Here is a 20,697-nt window from a genome sequence, read left to right as displayed (position 1 = left end):
AAACCCTTTAAATGACTCCGAGTTCGCGGCCCGCCTCCGCGAAGGCCGCGATTGCACGCTCGACATCCGCGCGCGAATGCGCCGCCGACATCTGCGTGCGGATACGCGCCTGCCCCTTGGGCACGACAGGAAAGGAGAAGCCGATGACGTAAACGCCCTTCTTCAGCATCAGCGCTGCCATGTCCTGCGCCAGCTTGGCATCGCCAAGCATGACAGGAATGATCGGATGCCCCTCGCCCGCCAGCGTGAAGCCAAGCTTCGTCATCTCCGAGCGGAAAAGCTCGGCATTGGCCGACAGCCGAGCGCGCAGCGCATCGCCACCCTCAATGAGATCGAAGACCTTCAGCGATGCGGCGGCAATGACGGGCGCAAGCGTATTCGAGAACAGATACGGGCGCGAGCGTTGCCGCAGCCATTCGACGACCTCCGCCTTGGCGGACGTATAGCCGCCGGAAGCACCGCCCAGCGCCTTGCCGAGCGTGCCGGTTATGATGTCGATCCGACCTTCGACGCCGCAGTGTTCGGCCGACCCGCGCCCATGCTTGCCGACGAAGCCGACCGCGTGGCTATCGTCCACCATGACCATGGCGCCATATTTCTCGGCGAGGTCGCAAACGCCCTGGAGATTGGCGATGATCCCGTCCATCGAAAACACGCCATCGGTGGCGATGAGCTTGAAGCGGCTGCCCTCGGCCTTCTTCAACTCCTCCTCGAGCGCCGCCATATCATTGTTGACATAGCGGAAGCGCTTGGCCTTGGAGAGGCGCACGCCATCGATGATCGAGGCATGGTTCAATGCATCGGAGATGATCGCATCCTCCTCGCCGAGCAGCGTTTCGAACAGCCCGCCATTGGCATCGAAGCAGGAGGAATAGAGAATCGTGTCTTCCATGCCGAGAAAGGCTGAAATGCGGGCCTCAAGCTGCTTGTGCTCCTCCTGCGTGCCACAGATGAAGCGTACCGAGGCCATACCGTAGCCATAGCGGTCGAGCGCCTGCTTGCCGGCCTCCGCAAGCTCCTCGTTGTTGGCAAGGCCGAGATAGTTGTTGGCGCAGAAATTCAGCACCCGCTCGCCGGAAACGACGGCAATTTCACCGGCCTGTTTCGAGGTGATGACGCGCTCGGACTTGTAAAGTCCGGCGTCCTTCAGCCCGGCAAGTTCCGTACGGAGATGAGAGAGGAATTGTGAGGTCATTGGATGGCCCTTCTCTGTTGTTCCCTATCTCGCCGGACTAGCACATCGGTACGCGATTGTCTTGCGCGCCCCGCGCGAGCGGAACACCTAAAGTCCATCGAATATTCGGCAAATCTCTCGTACGTTCAGCCTTCGATCAGGCCGAATTGTTCCTGGATCGCAAGAATCTTTTCCGGCGTATCGGCACCGCTGCGTTCGAGCTCATCGAAGAAGCGCTCGAAGCCGCCGGGCGTGACGATGCCCATCATGCGTCCCGGCAAATCGCCGATGTTTTTCCAGCGATGCGGGACATGCGGCGGCAGCACGATGGTCGAGCCTTCAGGAGCATCGATCACTTCGTCCCCGCACCAGAAGCGATAGGTACCGACGATCACCCTGAACATTTCGGTCTCGCGGGTGTGCGTGTGCGAGGTTGGCCCGGTGCCCGGTGCTGAAAAAGTCTCCCAGGCGCCGAACGCGCCCGCTGTTTCCTCTGCTGTAGCATGAATGAAAACGCGTCCACCATGCGGGTGGCGAGCAATCCTTTCCTGCCCCGGCAGGGACGCGACCGGCTTCTTGAAAATCGTCATGACATATCCCCCAACGATGAGGCAAAATATCAGAACAAATGAATATACGGTACATGGAGGCGGAGGAGAGCTTCTCCAGCCACGACGGCGATCGCGAAGCCTAGTCGTCGTGGTTCAGGATGACCTCGAGAAACGCGTCGCCATAACGCTCCAGCTTCGACTGACCGACCCCTGAAATGCCGAGCAATTCCTGGTGCGTCCGCGGCCGCTCCGTTGCAAAGGCGATCAGTGTCGTGTCGGGGAAGACGACATAAGGCGGAACCCCCAGCGATCTTGCAATCGATGTGCGCTCGGCTCGCAATGCTTCGAACAGAACGCCGTCGGCGCCCGACAGCACCGACCGCCGTTCGGCCTGGGCCGTCTTCTTGGTCCGGCGTTCGGATGCAGGGCGATCCTTTCGGAAAAACACCTCACGTTCGCGCTTGAATACCGTACGCGCCTCGGGTTCCAGCTTCAGCGCACCGAAAGCATCGTGATCGACGCGGATCAACCCCATAGCCAGAAGCTGACGGAAGACCGATTGCCAGGTTCGCGACGCGATGTCCTTCCCGGCGCCGAAGACCGGCATCGTCGTGTGGCCAAACCGCTCCGTCTTCTCGTTGACGTTGCCGAGCAGCACATCAACCACATGCCCGGTCCCGAAACGCTCGCCGGTGCGGTATATGGCGGCGAGTGCCATGATCGCGGCATCCGTCCCGTCCCAGGTCTCGACCGGCTTCAGGCAAGTGTCGCAGCCGCCGCAATTACCGCCATGCGCCTCTCCGAAGTGCGCGAGAATTGCCTGGCGCCGGCACGATGCCGTTTCGCAGATGGCGAGGAGCGCATTGAGCTTGGCGCGCTCGACACGCTTGATCTCGTCGGCCGCACCGCCCTCATCGATCATCCGCCGCCGCTGGATGACGTCGGCCATGCCGTAGGCCATCCAGACTTCGGACGGCAACCCGTCGCGCCCGGCGCGTCCTGTTTCCTGGTAATAGGCTTCGACGGAGCCCGGCAAATCGAGATGCGCGACATAGCGCACGTTGGGCTTGTCGATCCCCATGCCGAAGGCGACGGTTGCGACGAGGCAGAGTTCGTCCTCTTTGAGAAACGCATCCTGATTGGCATCGCGAAGCGCGCGATCCATGCCGGCATGATAGGGAAGCGCACGAATGCCCTGCCCGTTCAGCCACTCCGCCGTGTCCTCGACCTTGGCGCGCGACAGGCAATAGACGATGCCGCTATTTCCCTTGTGGCCCGAGAGGAAACGCAGCAACTGCTGGCGCGGCTGGTCACGCTCGACGATTTCGTAGGAGATGTTCGGCCGATCGAAGCTGGTGGTAAAGACCTTCGCGTTCGTCAGGCCAAGCCGTTCAGCTATGTCGTCGCGAGTGTGCGGATCGGCGGTCGCCGTCAGCGCAATGCGTGGCACATCAGGATAGTGCTCCGCCAGCCTGCCGAGTTCGCGGTACTCCGGCCGGAAGTCATGCCCCCATTGGGACACACAGTGAGCCTCGTCTATGGCAAACAGCGCGATCTTCGAATTGCCGATCGTATCGCGAAAGCCATCCATCAGAATGCGTTCGGGCGTTACATAGAGAAGATCGAGAGCACCGGCGGAAAGCGCCCGGCGAATCTCGATAAACTCCTCGCGCGACAGGGAGGAGTTCAACGCCGCCGCGCGAATGCCGAGTTGCTTCATCGCCTCCACCTGATCGCGCATCAGCGCGATCAAAGGCGATACGACGATACCGACGCCATCCCGGCAAAGGGCTGGAATTTGAAAACAGAGCGACTTGCCGGCGCCTGTGGGAAAAAGCACGACCGCGTCACCGCCGGCAACGACGTGTTCCACGACCTGCTGCTGCTTGCCGCGAAAGGCCGGATAGCCGTAGACACGGTTGAGAATTCCAAGAGGAGAACGCTCGGCACCGAACAGCGCATCTCCCGCGGAAAATGCGGCCTCTCTCCTGTCCATCAATGGCTCGCCGCCGCTTTCTTGACCCGACCCGACAGCACGCCGAAGCCGTCGACGATCGCCTCCTGGTTCTCAAGGCGAAGCCCTTCGAAATGAACTTCCTGCAACGCGCGCATCAACTGGTCGATGATCTCGCCGTTGCCGGTCTCCGTCGCCTCGGCGATCTCGCGTTCAAGCTCGATCTTCTGCCAACGGAGCGCCTTCGCGCGCTTGTGGAAGGCGAGCGCCTGGCGATATCCCTCGCGCGCATCCTCCATTGCCGCTTCTTCGGTGGCGATCCAGAGGCGCGCATTCCGAATCTGCTGTTCCAGCCCCTGCATCAGGGATGCGAAGCCCTGCTCCTCAAGCCGCTCGACCAGATACTCCCGGGTCAGATGCGGACCGGCGACCGCCGCTGCCGCGCCCAGCATACCGGACCACAGCCGCTGGAGGTCCCGGCTGTCGTAGTCGATGGATGCAATCTCATCATATTCATCCTGCATCAGGGCCGGATGGTTGATGACCGTCAGCGCCAGCACGCTTTCACGCAACGCCGGCACTTCCTGATGCCCGCGCACAAGCCCGGAGCGCGCCAGCCGCTCGGAAATGCCGCCTGACACGCGAGCACCGCGCGGGCCTTCGTTGCCGCGGCCCTTGGACTGACCGCCGCGCTCGAAGCTGCGCCGTTCGTTGCCGCGGTTCTGGTACTGCGGTTGGAAAAAGCTGTTCAGCCGGTCGCGAATGTCCTGTTGGTAATGACGACGCACGTTTTCATCGGCAATCACGGCCACCAGCTGCTTCAGCCGCGCCTCGAGCTCCGCCTTGGCTTCCGGCGTATCGAAGTTTCCGGTGCTGATCTCCCGGCTCCAGATCATTTCGGCCAAGGGCTTGGCCTGGCTCATCACCTTGTCGAAGGGAGCCCGTCCCTCGTTGCGCACGAGATCGTCAGGATCCTTGCCGTCGGGCAGCAGGGCGAAGCGCACAGTCCGACCGGGCTTGATCTGCGGCAGCGCCAGATCCGCGGCGCGGTTGGCCGCGCGGATACCGGCGCCGTCACCGTCAAAGCAGAGCACCGGCTGCGGCGTCATTTTCCAGAGCAGTTCCAGCTGATTTTCGGTGAGTGCCGTGCCAAGCGGCGCAACCGCGTTCTCGACGCCCGCCTGGTGCAGCGCGATGACATCCATATAGCCTTCGACCGCAATGATCGTGCCCTCGCCGTTCGCTCCCTGCGTCGCGCGCCGGGCGCGGGCGAAATTGTAGAGCACGTTGCCCTTGTGGAAGAGTTCAGTCTCGTTCGAGTTCAGATATTTGGCCGGAGCGTCGGGCGACATCGCGCGACCGCCGAAGGCGATGACCTTCTCGCGTGAGGACAGGATCGGGAACATGATGCGATCACGGAACCGGTCATAGGATACCGGTATCTCTGGACCGTGGACGACCAGCCCACAGGCCTCGATCTGCTCCTTCGGCACACCCTTGCCGGCCAGGAATTCCTTGAGTGCGTTCCGGCTGTCCGGCGCAAAACCGAGCCGGAAGGTTTCGATCGTCCGCCCCGTCAGCCCGCGATCGCGCAGGTAGGCGCGCGCCCTCGCGCCATTGGCCGTCTGCAGCTGATCCTGGAAGAACTGTGTGGCAAGCTCCATGACGTCGAGAAGAGAGGTTCTCTCCTTCTCGCGCTTCTCCATCATCGGATCGGCGATCGGCATGGCGACCCCGGCCATGTCAGCAATCTGCTGCACGGCCTCGGGGAAGCTCAGACCCTCGAGTTCCGAGAGAAACCGGAAATGATCGCCCGTCACTCCACAACCGAAGCAGTGATATCGGCCCTTGCGATCCTCGCAATGGAAGCTCGGTGACTTCTCGCCGTGGAACGGGCAGCATGCCCAATAGTCGCCACGCGGCACATTGGTCTTGCGCTTGTCCCAGCTCACACGTCGACCGATCACGTCCGAAATCGGCACGCGGTCGCGTATCTCGTCGAGAAAGGAATTTGAAAAGCGCATCTAAACCTCTTGGCTACCCTCCATATAAGCAAGTTCCCCCCCGCATGCCACGAACTTTGCCGCCAGAAAGGCGCGCTATTCACAGGCTGGGCGCCTCATCACTCTTCAGGGCCGATTTTTGTCCCATCAACAATGCGTTACTGGCCCCTGCGACAGGGGTGCGACATCGTCTTCGGTGGCACCGGCTCGCCATCCTAACCGCCTCGTCACCGCCCGACAAAGGAACTTAGGAATCAATCATAAATCTTTCTAGAACAATGACTTAAAGACGAAACGTAGAATGCCGCCGCCGCCGGAAGGGAGAACCCTGCCACACTTAAGGCAGCCATTTGGGCCAATTATTATTTTTTTGTAATTTGAAACACTTTCCGCACCGCAATAACTTCCAACTCAACAACGCGATCCCCGAGCGAGGCACCATCCCTACCCCCGGCGCCGCCTCGCAAGGGTGCCTTTGCAACTATCCCGCTGGTGAGGGCTTCGCCCTGAGTCGCTGGCCGGAAGCAAAGAGCAAGAAGGCAGGAGCTCCCCCAGCTCCTGCCTTCTTTAATTTTCAGCAAGTCGCAGATTCCCGACGTTTTTGACCTTAGGAAATATTGACAGCTACCTTTGGCCTGTCCAATGAGGATGGACCACTGGAATACCACATGGCCCACATAGTTGACGAATTTTTAGCGAGCGACGCCTTCTTCTCGGCAGTCTTGCGCTGCGCGCATGAAATGCTGACGATTTACAGGGAAAGCCCTCGGATCGCCTCGATATTTGCTTCGCAACAGCGTTGGTTGCTTGCGCATGCCGGCTTTGCACTTCACTACGGCTATCCGGACGAGCCAAGCAGCGCGCTTTACTCCGGCCGCTTCATTACATTTGCCGTCAAGCATGACATTGCGAGCCGCAACACCGCGGCCGCGTTCATCCAGGAGATGCTCGCCTATCGCTTTCTGCGCCCGATAGAAGGCGCGACCGACAAGCGCACGCGGCTGCTGGAACCGACGGAGACGGCGTCAGAACACTTTTTCAAGTGGATCGCCACGCATCTTTATATTCTCGACAATCTGGACGGCGGCGACCGGCTCGGCCAGGTAACGGCCAATCCCGCGACTGTCGCCCGCATCCAGCCGCTCATTGCAAAGGCCATCATCGAGACCGAGGCCGTGCGCGATCCCGGACCGACCTACAACCTGTTCAACTGGGCCACATCGGGCGGACTGGTCATGGACTACCTGATGAGCCTCGTGCCGTCCTTTGATCGCTCGCAGAAGAGGATCGAGATCGGGCCTGTTTCGCTCAAGCTGATCCGCGACGAATTCAGGATATCGAACACGCACCTGAAGCGGCTGCTGGCGCAGGCCGCTGAAATGGGAAGCATGGGCTGGAGCGGACCGTCATACAAGGGAGATGTCTGGCTCTCCGGCGGCTTCGTCCTAGAGTACTGGCGCTATCAGGCGGCAAAGTTCACGGTGATCGATGCAGCCGCCGAAGCCGTGCTGGGGCCCGCCGTCGCATCGACGACGGGCGCAAGACGCATCAGTTAAGCAGTTCCTTGACGGCGCCGGAGGCCTTCGAAAAGTCCATCTGGCCGGCATAGCGCTCCTTCAGAACCGCCATGACCTTGCCCATGTCCTTCGGACCGGCAGCACCCGTCTCTGCTATGATCGCCGCGATGTTTGCGCGCACGTCCGAATCGGAGAGCTGCTTCGGCATGAAATCCTGCACCACCTTGATTTCGGCGCGTTCCTTGGCGGCGAGCTCCGGGCGGGAATTCTCGTCGTAGATCTTCGCCGATTCGTCGCGCTGCTTCACCATCTTGGCGAGGATCTGCAGGATTTCGTCGTCGCTGGCCTCTTCCTTGCCGGCGCCGCGATTGGCGATATCCCGGTCCTTGATCGCCGCCTGTATCAGGCGAACGGTCGAAAGACGCTCGGCATTCTTGGACTTCATCGCATCCTTGAGGGCGGCGGCGAGTTGATCGCGCAACATCATAATCACTCCTGTTTGAATGCCGCTTCATAAACCAGACGAATGCTTGCGATCAAATAAATTGCGAGAAACCCCGCAGAAAGCGAAAGAAAAGCGCCTTTATGTCGGGTACAAAGATTGACCTCAGGAAATAGCGTGGCTATTTACCGCCACCTGCACCAAAATTCGTGATCAGGCCTGAGAGCGTGCGCCTTGCCGCGCGCATATGCTTGCGAACCAAATGGCCGGCCAGCGTTGCCCAAGGACGCGTGGCTGCCGGAAACGGGATGAAGATGACCGCGACAGCACCCTGGACAACCGAAAAGCCCACCGCCCTGCTCGTTCTGGCAGACGGCACAGTGATCGAAGGCAAGGGCATCGGCGCGACCGGCAAGGTCCAGGCCGAAGTCGTCTTCAACACCGCACTGACCGGCTACGAAGAGATCATGACCGACCCCTCCTACCTCGGCCAGATCGTCACCTTCACCTTCCCGCACATCGGCAACATCGGCACCAACGATGAAGACATCGAAGACCTGACGCCGGCAGCACGCCACGGCTCGGTCGGCGTCATCTTCAAGGCCGACATGACCGACCCCTCCAACTACCGCGCCGTCAAGCATCTCGACGCCTGGCTGAAGGCTCGCGGCGTCATCGGCCTCTGCGGCATCGACACCCGTGCACTCACCGCCTGGATCCGTGAGAACGGCGCACCGAACGCGGTCATCGCCCATGACCCGAACGGCGTCTTCGACATCGAAACGCTGAAGGCCGAAGCCAAGGCATGGAGCGGCCTCGAAGGTCTCGACCTCGCGAAGATCGCCTCTTCCGGCCAGTCCTCGCAGTGGTCGCAGACCCCTTGGGTTTGGAACGAAGGCTACGGCGAACTGAAGGCCGAGGACGCGAAGTATCACGTCGTCTGCCTCGACTACGGCGTCAAGCGCAACATCCTGCGCCTGTTTGCCGGCCTCGACTGCAAGGTCACCGTGATGCCGGCAACGACGAGCGCCGAGGACGTGCTCGCCATGCAGCCGGACGGCATCTTCCTGTCGAACGGCCCGGGCGACCCGGCGGCAACCGGCGAGTACGCCGTTCCCGTCATTCAGTCGCTGATCAAGACCGACATTCCGGTCTTCGGCATCTGCCTCGGCCACCAGATGCTGGGCCTCGCGCTCGGCGCCAAGACCGAAAAGATGCATCAGGGCCACCACGGCGCCAACCATCCGGTCAAGGACCACACGACAGGTAAGGTCGAGATCGTCTCGATGAACCACGGCTTCGCGGTCGATACGAAGTCGCTGCCGCAAGGTGTTGAGGAGACTCATGTTTCTCTGTTCGACGGCACCAACTGCGGCCTGCGTGTTTCAGGCAAGCAGATCTTCTCCGTCCAGCACCATCCGGAAGCCTCCCCCGGCCCGCAGGACAGCCATTATCTCTTCCGCCGCTTCATCAACATGGTGCGCGAGAAGAAAGGCGAAGCGGCACTGGCCGAACGCTAAGCCTGACACCCCTGAGAAATACAGAAACCGCTTGCAGCAGACCGTTGCAGGCGGTTTTCTTATGGGGCGTGGAACGCGCACCATGCCGCCGCGTTCCCGGAGAGACGCCGGATGGAAGGGAAAGCGGATGCCGCAACCCGTTAAACTCCACAAGGGAGGCTGCCTGTGCGGAGAGGTCCGCTACAGCGTAGCCGAAGCGCCGCTGCATAGCGGCATCTGCCACTGCCAAACCTGCCGGAGAATTGCCTCGGCGACGACGCTTCCCTATGTGGTCTTTCCCGCCCGCACCTTCGTCTTCGAGAGCGGTACGCCCAGGCGGTTTGCGTCGTCGGCCAATGTGATCAGGACATTTTGCGGATCGTGCGGATCGCCGCTGACCTACCAGAACACGACGGAACCCGACACCATCGACATCATGACGATAAGCCTCGATGACCCTGAGGCTTACCGCCCCCTGGCCCATGTCTGGGTGTCGGAAAAAGTTGGTTGGGATGTCATCGGCGATGACCTGCCGCAATATCAGAAGGGGCGTCCGGTCGACGATCAGACGCCACCGTCCTCTTAGGCGTGGCGGCGCATGAGAAGATAAAAGCGGCCGCAAAGCATAACGGCTGCGGTGAACAGCCCGATCAGGAAGCCGAACCAGATGCCAATTCCTCCGAAGCCAAGCGGAAAAGCAAAGGCCCAGGCAAGGAAGAAGCCGATCGGCCAGTAGGCAACCAGAGCCATGATCATCGGCACGCGGGCATCCTTGAGACCGCGCAGCAGACCGTTGGCGATCACCTGCAGGCCATCGACCAGCTGGAACAATCCGGCAATGACGATCAGCGGCCCGGCATAGGCGAGCACCTGAGGCGCCTGCGCCGAGTGCGTATCCAGAAACCAGCTGGCAAAGAACGTCGGCATGATCGCAAACAACAGGCCGCCGATGGCCGAGATGGTGCAGGCGATTGCGGTCACCGACACCGCGGCCCTGACAAGGGCAATGTGATCCCCCTGCCCGTGCGCGACGCCGACACGAACGGTCGCCGCCTGCGAAAGGCCAAGCGGTATCATGAAGGCGATCGATGCCCACTGCAGCGCAATCCCGTGCGCCGCCAGTTCGATCGTGCCGATCCGCCCCATCAGCAACGATGCCATGGTGAACAGGCTGACCTCGGCAAGAACGGTGACGCTGATCGGCAGTCCGAGACGCACGACCTCCAAGAAGGCCTTCCAGTCCGGCCGCCAGAAGCGCACGAAAAGCTCATAGCGGCGCGTTTCCGGCCGGCTCTGCACATAGGCGAGGATGAAGAAGAAGCCCGCCGTCTGTACGACGACGGAAACGATGGCCGCCCCCCTCAACCCCATCGCCGGCAGGCCGAAATGGCCGAGCACTAGCATGTAGGCAAAGATGGCATTCAGCACCAGCATCGCGATCGTCACGTTCAGGATCACGGCCGCCTTGCCGATCGCGCTCACCAGCGCTCGCACTACATTGTAGAGCAGCCCCGGCAGCACTGCGAACTGGCCGATCACGATATAGCTGTGCGCCAGCGCCGCCACCTCGGGCTTCTGCCCGGCAGCGAGCAGGATCCGCTCGGAATTGAAGAAGGCCGGCAGCATCAGCACCCAGTAGGCGAGAACCACCCAGAGACCCATGCGCAGCGAGCGGCGCACACTGACGACATCACCACGACCATAGGCCTGCGCCACCATCGGAATGACGGCGATCGAAAAACCGGAGCCGAAGACTAGGATGGTGAAGAGGAACTGGCCGGCAAGCACCATCGCGCCCAGATGCTCCGGGCCGAGGCGGCCGACGATCATCACGTCGGTCGTGTTGATGCCGAGCTGAGCAAGTTGCGCACCGATCAGCGGGATCCCGAGCGCCAGCGTGGCGCGGATATGCGCGGACCAACGGTTATCGGTTGTCGGCGCGAGCTTTCGCGCGTCGATCGGGGTATCCATGACCTGTTCCTGTGATTCAATCGCCCACGGCTGCGACAGGCAGCAAGGGCCAACCGTGGTCTAACTGAAAGAAAAGGAAAGAAACACCAGAAAACGTGCAAATGATGAAAAATTCATCATCGCATCAGCAATTCTGATGGTTCATTCCGCGGGTTGTTCCAACATCGATCCCGGCTTGCCGACCCGCACCCTGAGCAGAAAGACCAGTGCCGCAACCAGGATGAAGATGGCAGCCATCAGGTACGGCGCGCCGGCGAAGGTGATCGGCGCGTCCGCCTTGGTGAAATAGCCGAACATCTGCGTGAAGATCAACGGCCCGACAATCGTCGTGATGCTGCTGAGGCTCGTTAGCGCCCCCTGCAGCTCGCCTTGCGCCGATGGCGGCACCTTGCCGGCTGCAATGCTGCGAAGCGGCGGATCGGCGACATTCTCCATGACGGTGAAGACGATGACGGCATAAACCATCCAGCCTTCCCAGGCGAAGGCATAACCGGTCAGGCCCACCACGGAGAAACAGAGGCCGACGACCGCCGTCTTCCATTCTCCGAGAATTGGTACGATCTTCGGCAGCACGACGCCCATGACGAACGCCGCGCCGATGCCGTAAATCCCAAGCGAAAGCCCGATCTGCCCCTCGCTCCAGCCATACCGGTAGGTCGATACGAACGACCACACGGCCGGATAGACCGCATGCGCCAGCCAGAACAGGAACATGACGACACAGATCCAGCCGATCCCGGCATAGTTGCGCATCTGCCTCAGGGCGCCGAGCGGGTTGGCACGCTTCCATTCGAACGCGCGCCGGTTCTTGTCATCCAGCGTTTCCGGCAACAGGAAACAGGCGGCCACGAAATTGGCGAAGGACAAGGCAGCAGCGCCGTAGAACGGCACACGCGGGCCAAACTCACCCAGGAACCCGCCGATCACGGGACCGATCGTAAAGCCGACACCGAACGCGATACCGATCAGGCCGAAATTCTTGGCACGGTTTTCTTCCGTGCTGATGTCGGCGATATAGGCGGAACAGGTGGCAAAACTGCCGCCGCTCAAGCCGGCCAGCATACGGCCGATGAACAGCATCCAGAAGCTGGTGGCGACAGCGCAGATGAGATTGTCGATCGCGAAGGTCAACACTGACAGCAGCAGGATCGGCCGCCGTCCGAAGCGGTCGCTGAGATTGCCGAGAAACGGCGCGAACAGAAACTGCATTCCCGCATAGACGACCAGCAGCCAGCCGCCGTCGAGCGCGGCGTCACTGACGGAGCCGCCTGTCAGCTGCTCCAGATAGACCGGCAGGACGGGCATGATGATCGCGATCCCGATCACATCCAGAAACAGGATCATGAAGACGAGAAACAATCCACGGCGTACAAATTTCGGATCGAGCATGAGACATCTCTACAGCGTTGTTTCTGGAAAGACGATCTCGTCGCCGGAGATGTTACATATCGCAGGCTCAGAAACGAAACAATACGTGAACATTTCAAATGTTTTGATAGGCTCACCAGTTCTGTTGATGGAGAAGCGGAACAAAAGGCGCACCTAGCCCGCCTTGCGCTGTTCCGCCTTCACGAAGTCGACGAAGGCGCGTAGCGTCGAGGGCATGTGCCGGCGGCTGGCATAATAGAGGAATGGGCCAGAAAATTCGGTGACCCAATCCTCGAGGATCGGCACCAGCGCACCAGTCTTGATCGCCGGTGTCAGCAACTCTTCGAAGGTGCGGATGACGCCGAGACCCGATGTCGCCGCACCAACCTCCATTTCGATCACATTCGAGACCACGGGGCCGCGCGGCGTGACAAGAAGTGTTTCACCATCCCTATCGAACTCCCATGGCAAGGGTGCACCGCTCAGGAAACGATGTCGAATGCAGTCGTGATCGATCAGCTCGGCGGGGTGCTGCGGCGTTCCCCGTCGAGCCAGATAGCCGGGCGCGGCCGCCGTGATGTAGCGCTGCCGGCGCGGCCCAATCGGCACGGCGATCATGTCACGCTCCAGCCGCTCGTCATAGCGAATGCCGGCGTCGTAGCCTGCGGCCAGCACATCGATGAACGTATCCTCGCCCACGATCTCCAGCGTAATCCCGGGATAGAGGTTCAGAAACCGGTTGGCCATTTCGGGGAGAAACAAGCGAGCGGCGATCGTCGGCACGTTCAGCCGCAGGGTTCCAGATGGGCTATCTCTGAAACTGTCGAGCTGGCCGAGCGCCGAAGCCACCTCCCCCAACGCTGGCGCCAGACGTTCCAGGAGCCTCTGCCCGGCCTCTGTCGGTGTAACGCTCCGTGTCGTGCGGTTGAGGAGACGCACACCCAGGCGCTCTTCGAGGCGGCGAAGAGACTCGCTCAGGGATGAGGCAGAGACACCGCGTTTGCGAGCCGCCGCGCGAAAGCTGCGCTCCCTTGCAATAGCGGCAAAGGCATCCAGATCACCAAGAGGCAGATCATCCATTGTTCGTTTTTCCGTACAGCCCGTACAAATTTACTCGAGTTATCGCACAAGACTGCGGACGATAAAACAACTGTTAGCAACGGTTCGGCCAAGAAGGAGAATGACATGCAGACTTGCCGTCTGGGAAACACCGGCCCCGAAGTATCCGTCCTAGGGCTCGGCTGCATGGGTATGTCGGGAATGTACGGCCCGGCGGACCGCGCCGAGAGCATCGCCACGATCCACGCGGCCCTAGACGCCGGCATCAACCTCCTCGACACCGGCGACTTCTACGGAATGGGCCACAATGAAATGCTGATCGGCGAAGCCCTGAAGGGCCGCAGCCGTGACGACATCGTGCTTAGCGTCAAGTTCGGGGCGCTGCGCGATCCGGCAGGCGGCTGGAACGGCTACGATTCCCGCCCCGCCGCGATCAAGAACTTCCTTGCCTATACGCTGAAACGCCTCCACGTCGATTATATCGACATCTACCGCCCCGCCCGTCTCGATCCCGCCGTACCGATCGAAGACACCGTCGGCGCAATCGGCGACCTCATCAAGGCGGGGTACATCCGCCACATCGGGCTTTCAGAAGTCGGCGCGGAGACGATCAGGCGCGCCGCAGCCGTTCACCCCATCTGCGACCTGCAGATCGAATACTCCTTGATCTCCCGTGGCCCGGAAGAGCGCATTCTTCCGGCCTGCCGCGAGCTCGGCATCGCCGTCACCGCCTACGGCGTCCTGTCTCGCGGCCTGATCAGTGGGCATTGGCAGAAAGGCCAGGGCTCCAGCGCCGGCGACTTCCGCGGCATGAGCCCGCGCTTTCAGGATGGCAATATCGATCAGAACCTCGCGCTGGTGGAGGAGCTTCGCGAGATCGCCGAGGCAAAGCGCGTTTCAGTGGCGCAGATCGCGATTGCCTGGGTGGCTGCGCAAGGACACGACATCGTGCCGCTCATCGGCGCCCGCCGCCGCGATCGATTGACGGAAGCGCTTGGTTCCCGCGCCGTCACACTAACCGCAAGCGACATGGCAGCAATCGAGAATGCCGTCCCGAAGGACGCGGCCGCCGGCTCGCGTTACCCGACGGCAATGCTCAGGCACATGGATAGCGAAAAGTGATTGGCGACTGACTGGCGATCGGCTTCCTCGCGAGGAAGCCGACGTCGATCAAACCGGCCCGGAAAACGTATCGCAGGCCGACAACTGGCCGCTGTCGAAACCACGCTTGAACCACTTGACGCGCTGCGCCGAAGTGCCGTGGTTGAAGCTTTCCGGAACGACATAGCCCTGGCTTCGTTTCTGCAGCGTATCGTCACCAATCTGCTGGGCCGCGTTCAGCGCCTCTTCCAGGTCACCTGCATCGAGGATGCCCTTCTGGTCAGTGAACTTGCCCCAGATGCCGGCAAAGCAGTCCGCTTGCAACTCGACACGAACCGACATCTTGTTGGCATCGGCCTCGCTCATGCGCTGCCGCGCCTCGTTGAATTTCGGCAGGATGCCAAGCTGGTTCTGCACATGGTGCCCGACCTCATGGGCAACGACATAAGCCTCGGCGAAATCGCCGGACGCGCCGAACTGACGGCTAAGCTGCTGGAAGAAGGCGGTATCGAGATAGACCTTATGGTCGCTGGGGCAATAGAACGGCCCGGTCGCAGCCGATGCAAAACCGCACGCGGACTGCGTCTGTCCCGAGAAAAGAACCAGCCGCGGCTCTTCATAGTCGCGCCCCATGGATTTGAAGATGCCGGTCCACGTATCCTCGGTCTCCGCAAGCACGGTGCGCACGAAGGCCGTCATCTCGTCGTTCGCAGGCGCCTGGCTGCTGCCGCCTGACTGGCTTTGCTCGTAGCCTCCACCGCCCGTCGAGCCGCCATCCATGATCTGTAGCAGATCGATGCCCATCGCCTTGAATATAAGGTAGAGCACGACGAGAAAGATGATCGTGCCGATGCTGAGGCCACCGCCGCGGCGCCCCATTCCGCCACCGGACGGAAAGCTGAAGCCACCACCCTGACCCAACCCGCCCATGGAAGGATCGCCACGCCGATCCTCGATATTGTCGGACTGACGCCGGCCCTTCCACTCCATGACGATCTCCCCGACCAAGCCTTAGAACGTTGTTTGACCAAACTATATATCCCGGCTTCCGGGAAATTCCAGACGATTCGAGCGTAACGATCGCCACGGCGGTCACCAAAAAGGACCTACCGGCAACAGCGCCAACCATTCGACAACGCATGAGCGTGTGGCCGCAAGCACTTGACCCGACTCTGTCTTTTACCTTCTTCTTCGGCGGAGGAGACTGCGGGAGGAAAGACCACATGAAAGCCGTGCGCCTGGAATCAACAGGACAACTACGCCTGCGCGATATCGAAAAGCCGTCTCCCGGAGCGGGCGACCTGCTGGTCAAGGTAGAGGCTTGCGGCATCTGCGGCACGGATCGCCATCTTTTCCTCGGCGAGTTTCCGTCCCATCCGCCGGTGACGCTCGGCCACGAATTTGTCGGCCTCGTCGAGGAAGTCGGCGCAGGCGTCAGCGGCTTCCGAAAAGGCATGCGCATCACCGGCGATCCGAACATTGCTTGCGGCCGCTGCGCGGAATGCCAGCGCGGCCGCGTCAATCTTTGCACGAATCTGCAGGCCATAGGCATCCACCGCGACGGCGGTTTCGCCGAATATGTGATCGTGCCGGAGAAGCAGGCCTTCGAACTGCCTGCGGATCTGCCGCCCTTGCACGGCGCCTTCTGCGAACCGCTTGCCTGCTGCCTGCACGGCGTGGACCTCGCCGAGATCAGGACGGGATCTTCCGTCATTGTCCTTGGCGGCGGCGTAATCGGTCTGCTGGTGGTTCAGCTCGCAAGGCTTGCCGGTGCAACGAGCGTTGTTCTCGTGACGCGCAGCGCAGAAAAACGCCAGCTAGCGGAGGAACTGGGCGCAACGGCAACGGCGGATCCATCGTCCGGCGATATCATCGAACAGCTGATTGCCCGCAACGGTATTCTGCCCGGCGGCGCCGATATCGTCATCGAGTGCGCCGGCATCAGCGAAACCATCGAGCAGGCCCCGGCCCTTGCCCGCCGCGGCGGCACTGTCGTGATTCTCGGTGTCATGCCGCAGGGAACAAAGGTTGCGATCGAACCATTCGACCTGCTCTTTCGCGAGATCAAGCTGGTCAACTCCTTCCTCAATCCCTTCACGCACCGGCGCGCGGCCGAATTGATCGCCACGCAGACCATCAAGGTCGAGCCCCTGATCTCGCGTCGCATCGGCTTCGACGAAGCGGTGGAAGCGATCAGCAATCCGGCTCCGCGTGGCGAGATCCGCGCCCTTGTCGTACCGGCCTTGAAATAGCGACAGGCAAAGCCTTCGATTCCTGTCGATTCCGCAATTTATGGGGTTCCGTTCACGGATACATTTGCCTATAAGCCGCTTCTAGCCTGAAAAGACCATCATATGCGCGACCCGGCCGGTGCCTCCCACCCTGGCCGGCTTTCTGCGCAGCTAGGAAACGGAAAAAAGCCCATGCCGAAGCGCCAAGACATCAAATCGATCCTCATCATCGGCGCAGGACCGATCGTCATTGGCCAGGCATGCGAGTTCGACTATTCCGGCACCCAGGCCTGCAAGGCGCTGAAGGAGGAAGGCTACCGCGTCATCCTCGTCAACTCCAACCCGGCAACGATCATGACCGATCCGGGCCTCGCCGACGCAACCTATGTTGAGCCGATCACCCCTGAAGTCGTCGCCAAGATCATCGCCAAGGAGCGCCCGGACGCGCTGCTGCCGACCATGGGCGGCCAGACCGCGCTCAACACAGCACTTTCCCTGAAGCGCATGGGCGTTCTCGACCGCTACAATGTCGAGATGATCGGCGCCAAGCCGGCCGCCATCGACATGGCCGAAGACCGCGCCCTCTTCCGCGAAGCCATGGATCGCATTGGTCTCGAAACCCCGCGCTCGATGCTCGCCAACGCCACCGACATCAAGGATGCCGACCGCAAGACGCATGAAGCCGAGCGCAACAAGCTGAAGGAAAGCCTCTCGGGTGCTGAACTCGACAAGGCGCTCGACGCGCTGGAAAACCAGTGGAACCTCGGCGAAACCGACCGCAAGCAGCGCTACATCAGCCACGCCATGGCGATTGCCGCCCAGGCGATCGACGTCGTCGGCCTGCCCGCCATCATCCGCCCCTCCTTCACCATGGGCGGCACCGGCGGCGGCATTGCCTATAACCGTTCGGAGTTCTTCGAAATCATCGGCGGCGGCCTCGATGCCTCGCCGACCACCGAAGTTCTGATCGAAGAATCGGTTCTCGGCTGGAAGGAATATGAAATGGAAGTCGTCCGCGACAAGGCGGACAACTGCATCATCATCTGCTCGATCGAAAACATCGACCCGATGGGCGTCCACACGGGCGACTCGATCACCGTCGCGCCGGCCCTGACGCTGACCGACAAGGAATACCAGATGATGCGCAACGCCTCGATCGCGGTTCTTCGCGAGATCGGCGTCGAAACCGGCGGCTCGAACGTCCAGTTCGCCGTCAACCCGAAGGACGGCCGCCTCGTCGTCATCGAAATGAACCCGCGCGTCTCGCGCTCGTCGGCGCTGGCATCGAAGGCCACCGGCTTCCCGATCGCCAAGGTCGCAGCCAAGCTCGCCATCGGCTACACGCTCGACGAACTCGACAACGACATCACCGGCGGCGCAACGCCTGCCTCGTTCGAACCGTCGATCGACTACGTCGTCACCAAGATCCCGCGCTTTGCATTCGAGAAGTTCCCGGGTGCCTCGCCGGTTCTGACCACCGCGATGAAGTCGGTCGGTGAAGTCATGGCCATCGGCCGCACCTTCGCCGAATCGCTGCAGAAGGCGCTGCGCGGCCTCGAAACCGGCCTCACCGGCCTCGACGAGATCGAAATCCCCGGCGTCGAGGAAGGCGAAGGCAGCCAGAATGCCATCCGCGCCGCCATCGGCACGCCGACACCTGATCGCCTGCGCATGGTCGCCCAGGCACTGCGCATGGGCATGAGCCCCGAGGAAGTGCACGAAGGCTGCAAGATCGACCCGTGGTTCATCGCCCAGTTCAAGGCGATCATCGACATGGAAGCCCGCGTTCGCGAGCACGGCCTGCCGACCGATGCCGCAAACCTGCGCACGCTGAAGGCCATGGGCTTCTCCGACGCCCGTCTCGCAACCCTGTCAGGCAAGCGCCCGAAGGAAGTGGCCGAGCTGCGCAATTCGCTGAACGTCCGCCCGGTCTTCAAGCGCATCGACACCTGCGCCGCCGAATTCGCCTCGCCGACCGCCTACATGTATTCGAGCTACGAGACGCCCTTCGTCGGCGCCGCCCGCTCGGAAGCCGAAATCTCCGACCGCAAGAAGGTCGTCATCCTCGGCGGCGGTCCGAACCGTATCGGCCAGGGCATCGAGTTCGATTATTGCTGCTGCCATGCCGCGTTCGCTCTGCGCGACGCCGGCTATGAAGCCATCATGATCAACTGCAACCCGGAAACGGTCTCCACCGACTACGACACCTCCGATCGCCTCTACTTCGAGCCGCTGACAGCCGAAGACGTGATCGAAATCCTGCGCGCTGAGCAGGAAAAGGGCGAAGTCGTCGGCGTCATCGTGCAGTTCGGCGGCCAGACCCCGCTGAAACTCGCCGAAGCGCTTGAGAAGAACGGCATCCCGATCCTCGGCACCGCGCCCGACATGATCGACCTCGCCGAAGACCGCGACCGCTTCCAGAAGCTCCTCATCAAGCTCGACCTGACACAGCCGAACAACGGCATCGCCTACTCGGTCGAACAGGCGCGGACCGTTGCCAGCGAGATCGGCTTCCCGCTGGTGGTTCGCCCGTCCTACGTTCTGGGTGGCCGCGCCATGCAGATCATCCACAACGAGAGCATGCTGCAGACCTACCTGCTCGACACCGTTCCGGAACTGGTGCCTGAAGACATCAAGCAGCGCTACCCGAACGACAAGACCGGCCAGATCAACACCCTGCTCGGCAAGAACCCGCTGCTCTTCGACAGCTACCTGTCGAACGCCATCGAAGTCGACGTCGACTGCCTCTCGGACGGCAAGGACGCCTTCATCGCCGGCATCATGGAGCACATCGAGGAAGCCGGCATTCACTCCGGTGACTCGGCCTGCTCGCTTCCCCCGCGTACGCTGTCCGCCGAAATGATCGACGAACTCGAGCGCCAGGCGAAGTCGATGGCCAAGGCTCTCAACGTGGTCGGCCTGATGAACGTGCAGTTCGCCATCAAGGACGGCACCGTCTACGTGCTCGAAGTGAACCCACGCGCCTCGCGTACCGTTCCCTTCGTCGCCAAGACCATCGGCGCCCCGATCGCCAAGATCGCCGCCCGCGCCATGGCCGGCGAAAAGCTCGATCCGCTGTTTGCCGCCTACGGAGAGAAGCCGGACCCGCGCAACCTGAAGCACATCGCCGTCAAGGAAGCCGTCTTCCCGTTTGCCCGTTTCCCCGGCGTCGACACGCTGCTCGGTCCGGAAATGCGTTCGACCGGCGAAGTCATCGGTCTCGACACCGATTTCGCGCTGGCCTTCGCCAAGTCGCAGCTCGGCGCCAGCGTCGAATTGCCGCGTGACGGAACGGTCTTCGTATCGGTACGCGACGACGACAAGCCGCGCGTCCTGCCCGCGATCCGCATGCTGGTCGAACAGGGCTTCAAGGTTCTGGCCACCGGCGGCACCGCCCGCTTCCTCGCCGAAAACGGCATCGAGGCCGTGAAGATCAACAAGGTGCTCGAGGGCCGTCCGCACATCGAGGACGCGATCCGCAACCGTCAGGTCCAGCTGGTCATCAACACGACGGACTCGAACAAGGCGATCTCCGACTCCAAGTCGCTGCGCCGCGCGACGCTGATGCAGAAGGTGCCTTATTACACCACCATGGCCGGCGCCGAAGCAGCCGCCCAGGCGATCAAGGCGCTGAAGGCCGGCAACCTCGAGGTTCGCCCGCTGCAGAGCTACTTCGCCTAAGATATCAAGGCCGGTCGTGATCCTTCACGGCCGGCTTTTCCTCCGCACGACGGCCAGCGTGACAACACGCTGAAGTGTCGCAAAACGCGACAATCCACCTGAGATTTCAAACCCTTCTCGATCATGTTACGATATCCCCACACGTG

15 protein-coding genes are annotated in these 20,697 nt (G+C 61.5%); 6 read left to right on the top strand and 9 right to left on the bottom strand.

The window, feature by feature from the left end:
• Positions 1 to 7 precede the first annotated feature (7 nt).
• The 4 genes from A6U87_RS22100 to dnaG form a co-directional block, all read right to left on the bottom strand.
• Positions 8 to 1,195 carry a glycine C-acetyltransferase gene (locus tag A6U87_RS22100; protein ID WP_065693470.1) on the bottom strand — a complete coding sequence of 396 codons (1,188 nt, stop codon included), beginning with the start codon at positions 1,193 to 1,195 and terminating at the stop codon, positions 8 to 10.
• 125 nt (positions 1,196 to 1,320) lie between these two features.
• Positions 1,321 to 1,764 carry a cupin domain-containing protein gene (locus tag A6U87_RS22095; RefSeq protein ID WP_065693469.1) on the bottom strand — a complete coding sequence of 148 codons (444 nt, stop codon included), beginning with the start codon at positions 1,762 to 1,764 and terminating at the stop codon, positions 1,321 to 1,323.
• Positions 1,765 to 1,864: 100 nt separating this feature from the next.
• Positions 1,865 to 3,721, bottom strand: coding sequence for a DNA helicase RecQ (recQ, locus tag A6U87_RS22090; protein WP_065693468.1), 1,857 nt, complete (start codon positions 3,719 to 3,721; stop codon positions 1,865 to 1,867).
• Positions 3,721 to 5,703, bottom strand: a complete 1,983-nt coding sequence (gene dnaG, locus A6U87_RS22085) for a DNA primase (RefSeq protein WP_065693467.1) — start codon at positions 5,701 to 5,703, stop codon at positions 3,721 to 3,723. Before dnaG ends, recQ begins: the two co-directional genes overlap by 1 nt.
• 647 nt (positions 5,704 to 6,350) lie before the next feature.
• Between dnaG and A6U87_RS22080 the strand changes: the two genes are divergently transcribed.
• Positions 6,351 to 7,238: a hypothetical protein gene (locus tag A6U87_RS22080; protein WP_065693466.1), complete on the top strand. Its 888-nt coding sequence runs from the start codon at positions 6,351 to 6,353 to the stop codon at positions 7,236 to 7,238.
• Here the strand turns inward: A6U87_RS22080 and A6U87_RS22075 are convergent.
• Positions 7,231 to 7,683, bottom strand: coding sequence for a GatB/YqeY domain-containing protein (locus A6U87_RS22075; RefSeq protein ID WP_065693774.1), 453 nt, complete (start codon positions 7,681 to 7,683; stop codon positions 7,231 to 7,233). The two genes, A6U87_RS22080 and A6U87_RS22075, sit on opposite strands and share 8 nt — an antisense overlap.
• 272 nt (positions 7,684 to 7,955) lie before the next feature.
• Between A6U87_RS22075 and carA the strand changes: the two genes are divergently transcribed.
• Positions 7,956 to 9,161 carry a glutamine-hydrolyzing carbamoyl-phosphate synthase small subunit gene (carA, locus tag A6U87_RS22070; protein ID WP_065693773.1) on the top strand — a complete coding sequence of 402 codons (1,206 nt, stop codon included), beginning with the start codon at positions 7,956 to 7,958 and terminating at the stop codon, positions 9,159 to 9,161.
• A gap of 127 nt (positions 9,162 to 9,288) precedes the next feature.
• A complete protein-coding gene (locus tag A6U87_RS22065) occupies positions 9,289 to 9,726 on the top strand; it encodes a GFA family protein (RefSeq protein WP_065693465.1) in 438 nt (145 codons plus the stop codon).
• Here the strand turns inward: A6U87_RS22065 and A6U87_RS22060 are convergent.
• The 3 genes from A6U87_RS22060 to A6U87_RS22050 all read right to left on the bottom strand — a co-directional run bounded on the left by A6U87_RS22060 (position 9,723) and on the right by A6U87_RS22050 (position 13,559).
• On the bottom strand, positions 9,723 to 11,111 hold the full coding sequence (locus A6U87_RS22060; protein ID WP_065693464.1) for an MATE family efflux transporter: 1,389 nt from the start codon (positions 11,109 to 11,111) through the stop codon (positions 9,723 to 9,725). The two genes, A6U87_RS22065 and A6U87_RS22060, sit on opposite strands and share 4 nt — an antisense overlap.
• Positions 11,112 to 11,252: 141 nt before the next feature.
• Positions 11,253 to 12,500 carry a TCR/Tet family MFS transporter gene (locus A6U87_RS22055; RefSeq protein ID WP_065693463.1) on the bottom strand — a complete coding sequence of 416 codons (1,248 nt, stop codon included), beginning with the start codon at positions 12,498 to 12,500 and terminating at the stop codon, positions 11,253 to 11,255.
• A 153-nt stretch (positions 12,501 to 12,653) separates the two neighbouring features.
• Positions 12,654 to 13,559: a LysR family transcriptional regulator gene (locus A6U87_RS22050; RefSeq protein ID WP_065693462.1), complete on the bottom strand. Its 906-nt coding sequence runs from the start codon at positions 13,557 to 13,559 to the stop codon at positions 12,654 to 12,656.
• A gap of 105 nt (positions 13,560 to 13,664) precedes the next feature.
• Here A6U87_RS22050 and A6U87_RS22045 point away from each other — a divergent pair, with 105 nt between their 5' ends.
• On the top strand, positions 13,665 to 14,660 hold the full coding sequence (locus tag A6U87_RS22045) for an aldo/keto reductase (RefSeq protein ID WP_065693461.1): 996 nt from the start codon (positions 13,665 to 13,667) through the stop codon (positions 14,658 to 14,660).
• A gap of 48 nt (positions 14,661 to 14,708) precedes the next feature.
• Here A6U87_RS22045 and A6U87_RS22040 read toward each other — a convergent pair whose 3' ends face one another.
• Positions 14,709 to 15,629, bottom strand: coding sequence for a neutral zinc metallopeptidase (locus tag A6U87_RS22040; protein WP_065693460.1), 921 nt, complete (start codon positions 15,627 to 15,629; stop codon positions 14,709 to 14,711).
• 233 nt (positions 15,630 to 15,862) lie between these two features.
• Between A6U87_RS22040 and A6U87_RS22035 the strand changes: the two genes are divergently transcribed.
• Positions 15,863 to 16,891, top strand: a complete 1,029-nt coding sequence (locus A6U87_RS22035) for a zinc-dependent alcohol dehydrogenase family protein (RefSeq protein ID WP_065693459.1) — start codon at positions 15,863 to 15,865, stop codon at positions 16,889 to 16,891.
• 171 nt (positions 16,892 to 17,062) lie between these two features.
• Positions 17,063 to 20,551 (top strand): carbamoyl-phosphate synthase large subunit, encoded by a 3,489-nt coding sequence (gene carB / locus A6U87_RS22030; protein ID WP_065693458.1) that lies wholly within the window; start codon positions 17,063 to 17,065, stop codon positions 20,549 to 20,551.
• Positions 20,552 to 20,697: the final 146 nt, after the last annotated feature.

Source organism: Rhizobium sp. AC44/96 (assembly GCF_001692185.1).
GTDB lineage: Bacteria > Pseudomonadota > Alphaproteobacteria > Rhizobiales > Rhizobiaceae > Rhizobium.
Note: the sequence above shows the minus strand (reverse complement) of the source record. Positions and strands in the feature narration are given on the sequence as shown.

Bases quoted from the DNA above. Each gene is read 5' to 3' on its own strand.
- carB (WP_065693458.1), top strand. From the start codon at position 17,063: ATGCCGAAGCGCCAAGACATCAAATCGATCCTCATCATCGGCGCAGGA.
- A6U87_RS22040 (WP_065693460.1), bottom strand. From the start codon at position 15,629: ATGGAGTGGAAGGGCCGGCGTCAGTCCGACAATATCGAGGATCGGCGT.
- A6U87_RS22035 (WP_065693459.1), top strand. From the start codon at position 15,863: ATGAAAGCCGTGCGCCTGGAATCAACAGGACAACTACGCCTGCGCGAT.
- carA (WP_065693773.1), top strand. From the start codon at position 7,956: ATGACCGCGACAGCACCCTGGACAACCGAAAAGCCCACCGCCCTGCTC.
- A6U87_RS22050 (WP_065693462.1), bottom strand. From the start codon at position 13,559: ATGGATGATCTGCCTCTTGGTGATCTGGATGCCTTTGCCGCTATTGCA.
- recQ (WP_065693468.1), bottom strand. From the start codon at position 3,721: ATGGACAGGAGAGAGGCCGCATTTTCCGCGGGAGATGCGCTGTTCGGT.
- A6U87_RS22060 (WP_065693464.1), bottom strand. From the start codon at position 11,111: ATGGATACCCCGATCGACGCGCGAAAGCTCGCGCCGACAACCGATAAC.
- A6U87_RS22080 (WP_065693466.1), top strand. From the start codon at position 6,351: ATGGCCCACATAGTTGACGAATTTTTAGCGAGCGACGCCTTCTTCTCG.
- A6U87_RS22100 (WP_065693470.1), bottom strand. From the start codon at position 1,195: ATGACCTCACAATTCCTCTCTCATCTCCGTACGGAACTTGCCGGGCTG.
- A6U87_RS22065 (WP_065693465.1), top strand. From the start codon at position 9,289: ATGCCGCAACCCGTTAAACTCCACAAGGGAGGCTGCCTGTGCGGAGAG.
- A6U87_RS22095 (WP_065693469.1), bottom strand. From the start codon at position 1,764: ATGACGATTTTCAAGAAGCCGGTCGCGTCCCTGCCGGGGCAGGAAAGG.
- A6U87_RS22045 (WP_065693461.1), top strand. From the start codon at position 13,665: ATGCAGACTTGCCGTCTGGGAAACACCGGCCCCGAAGTATCCGTCCTA.
- A6U87_RS22075 (WP_065693774.1), bottom strand. From the start codon at position 7,683: ATGTTGCGCGATCAACTCGCCGCCGCCCTCAAGGATGCGATGAAGTCC.
- A6U87_RS22055 (WP_065693463.1), bottom strand. From the start codon at position 12,500: ATGCTCGATCCGAAATTTGTACGCCGTGGATTGTTTCTCGTCTTCATG.
- dnaG (WP_065693467.1), bottom strand. From the start codon at position 5,703: ATGCGCTTTTCAAATTCCTTTCTCGACGAGATACGCGACCGCGTGCCG.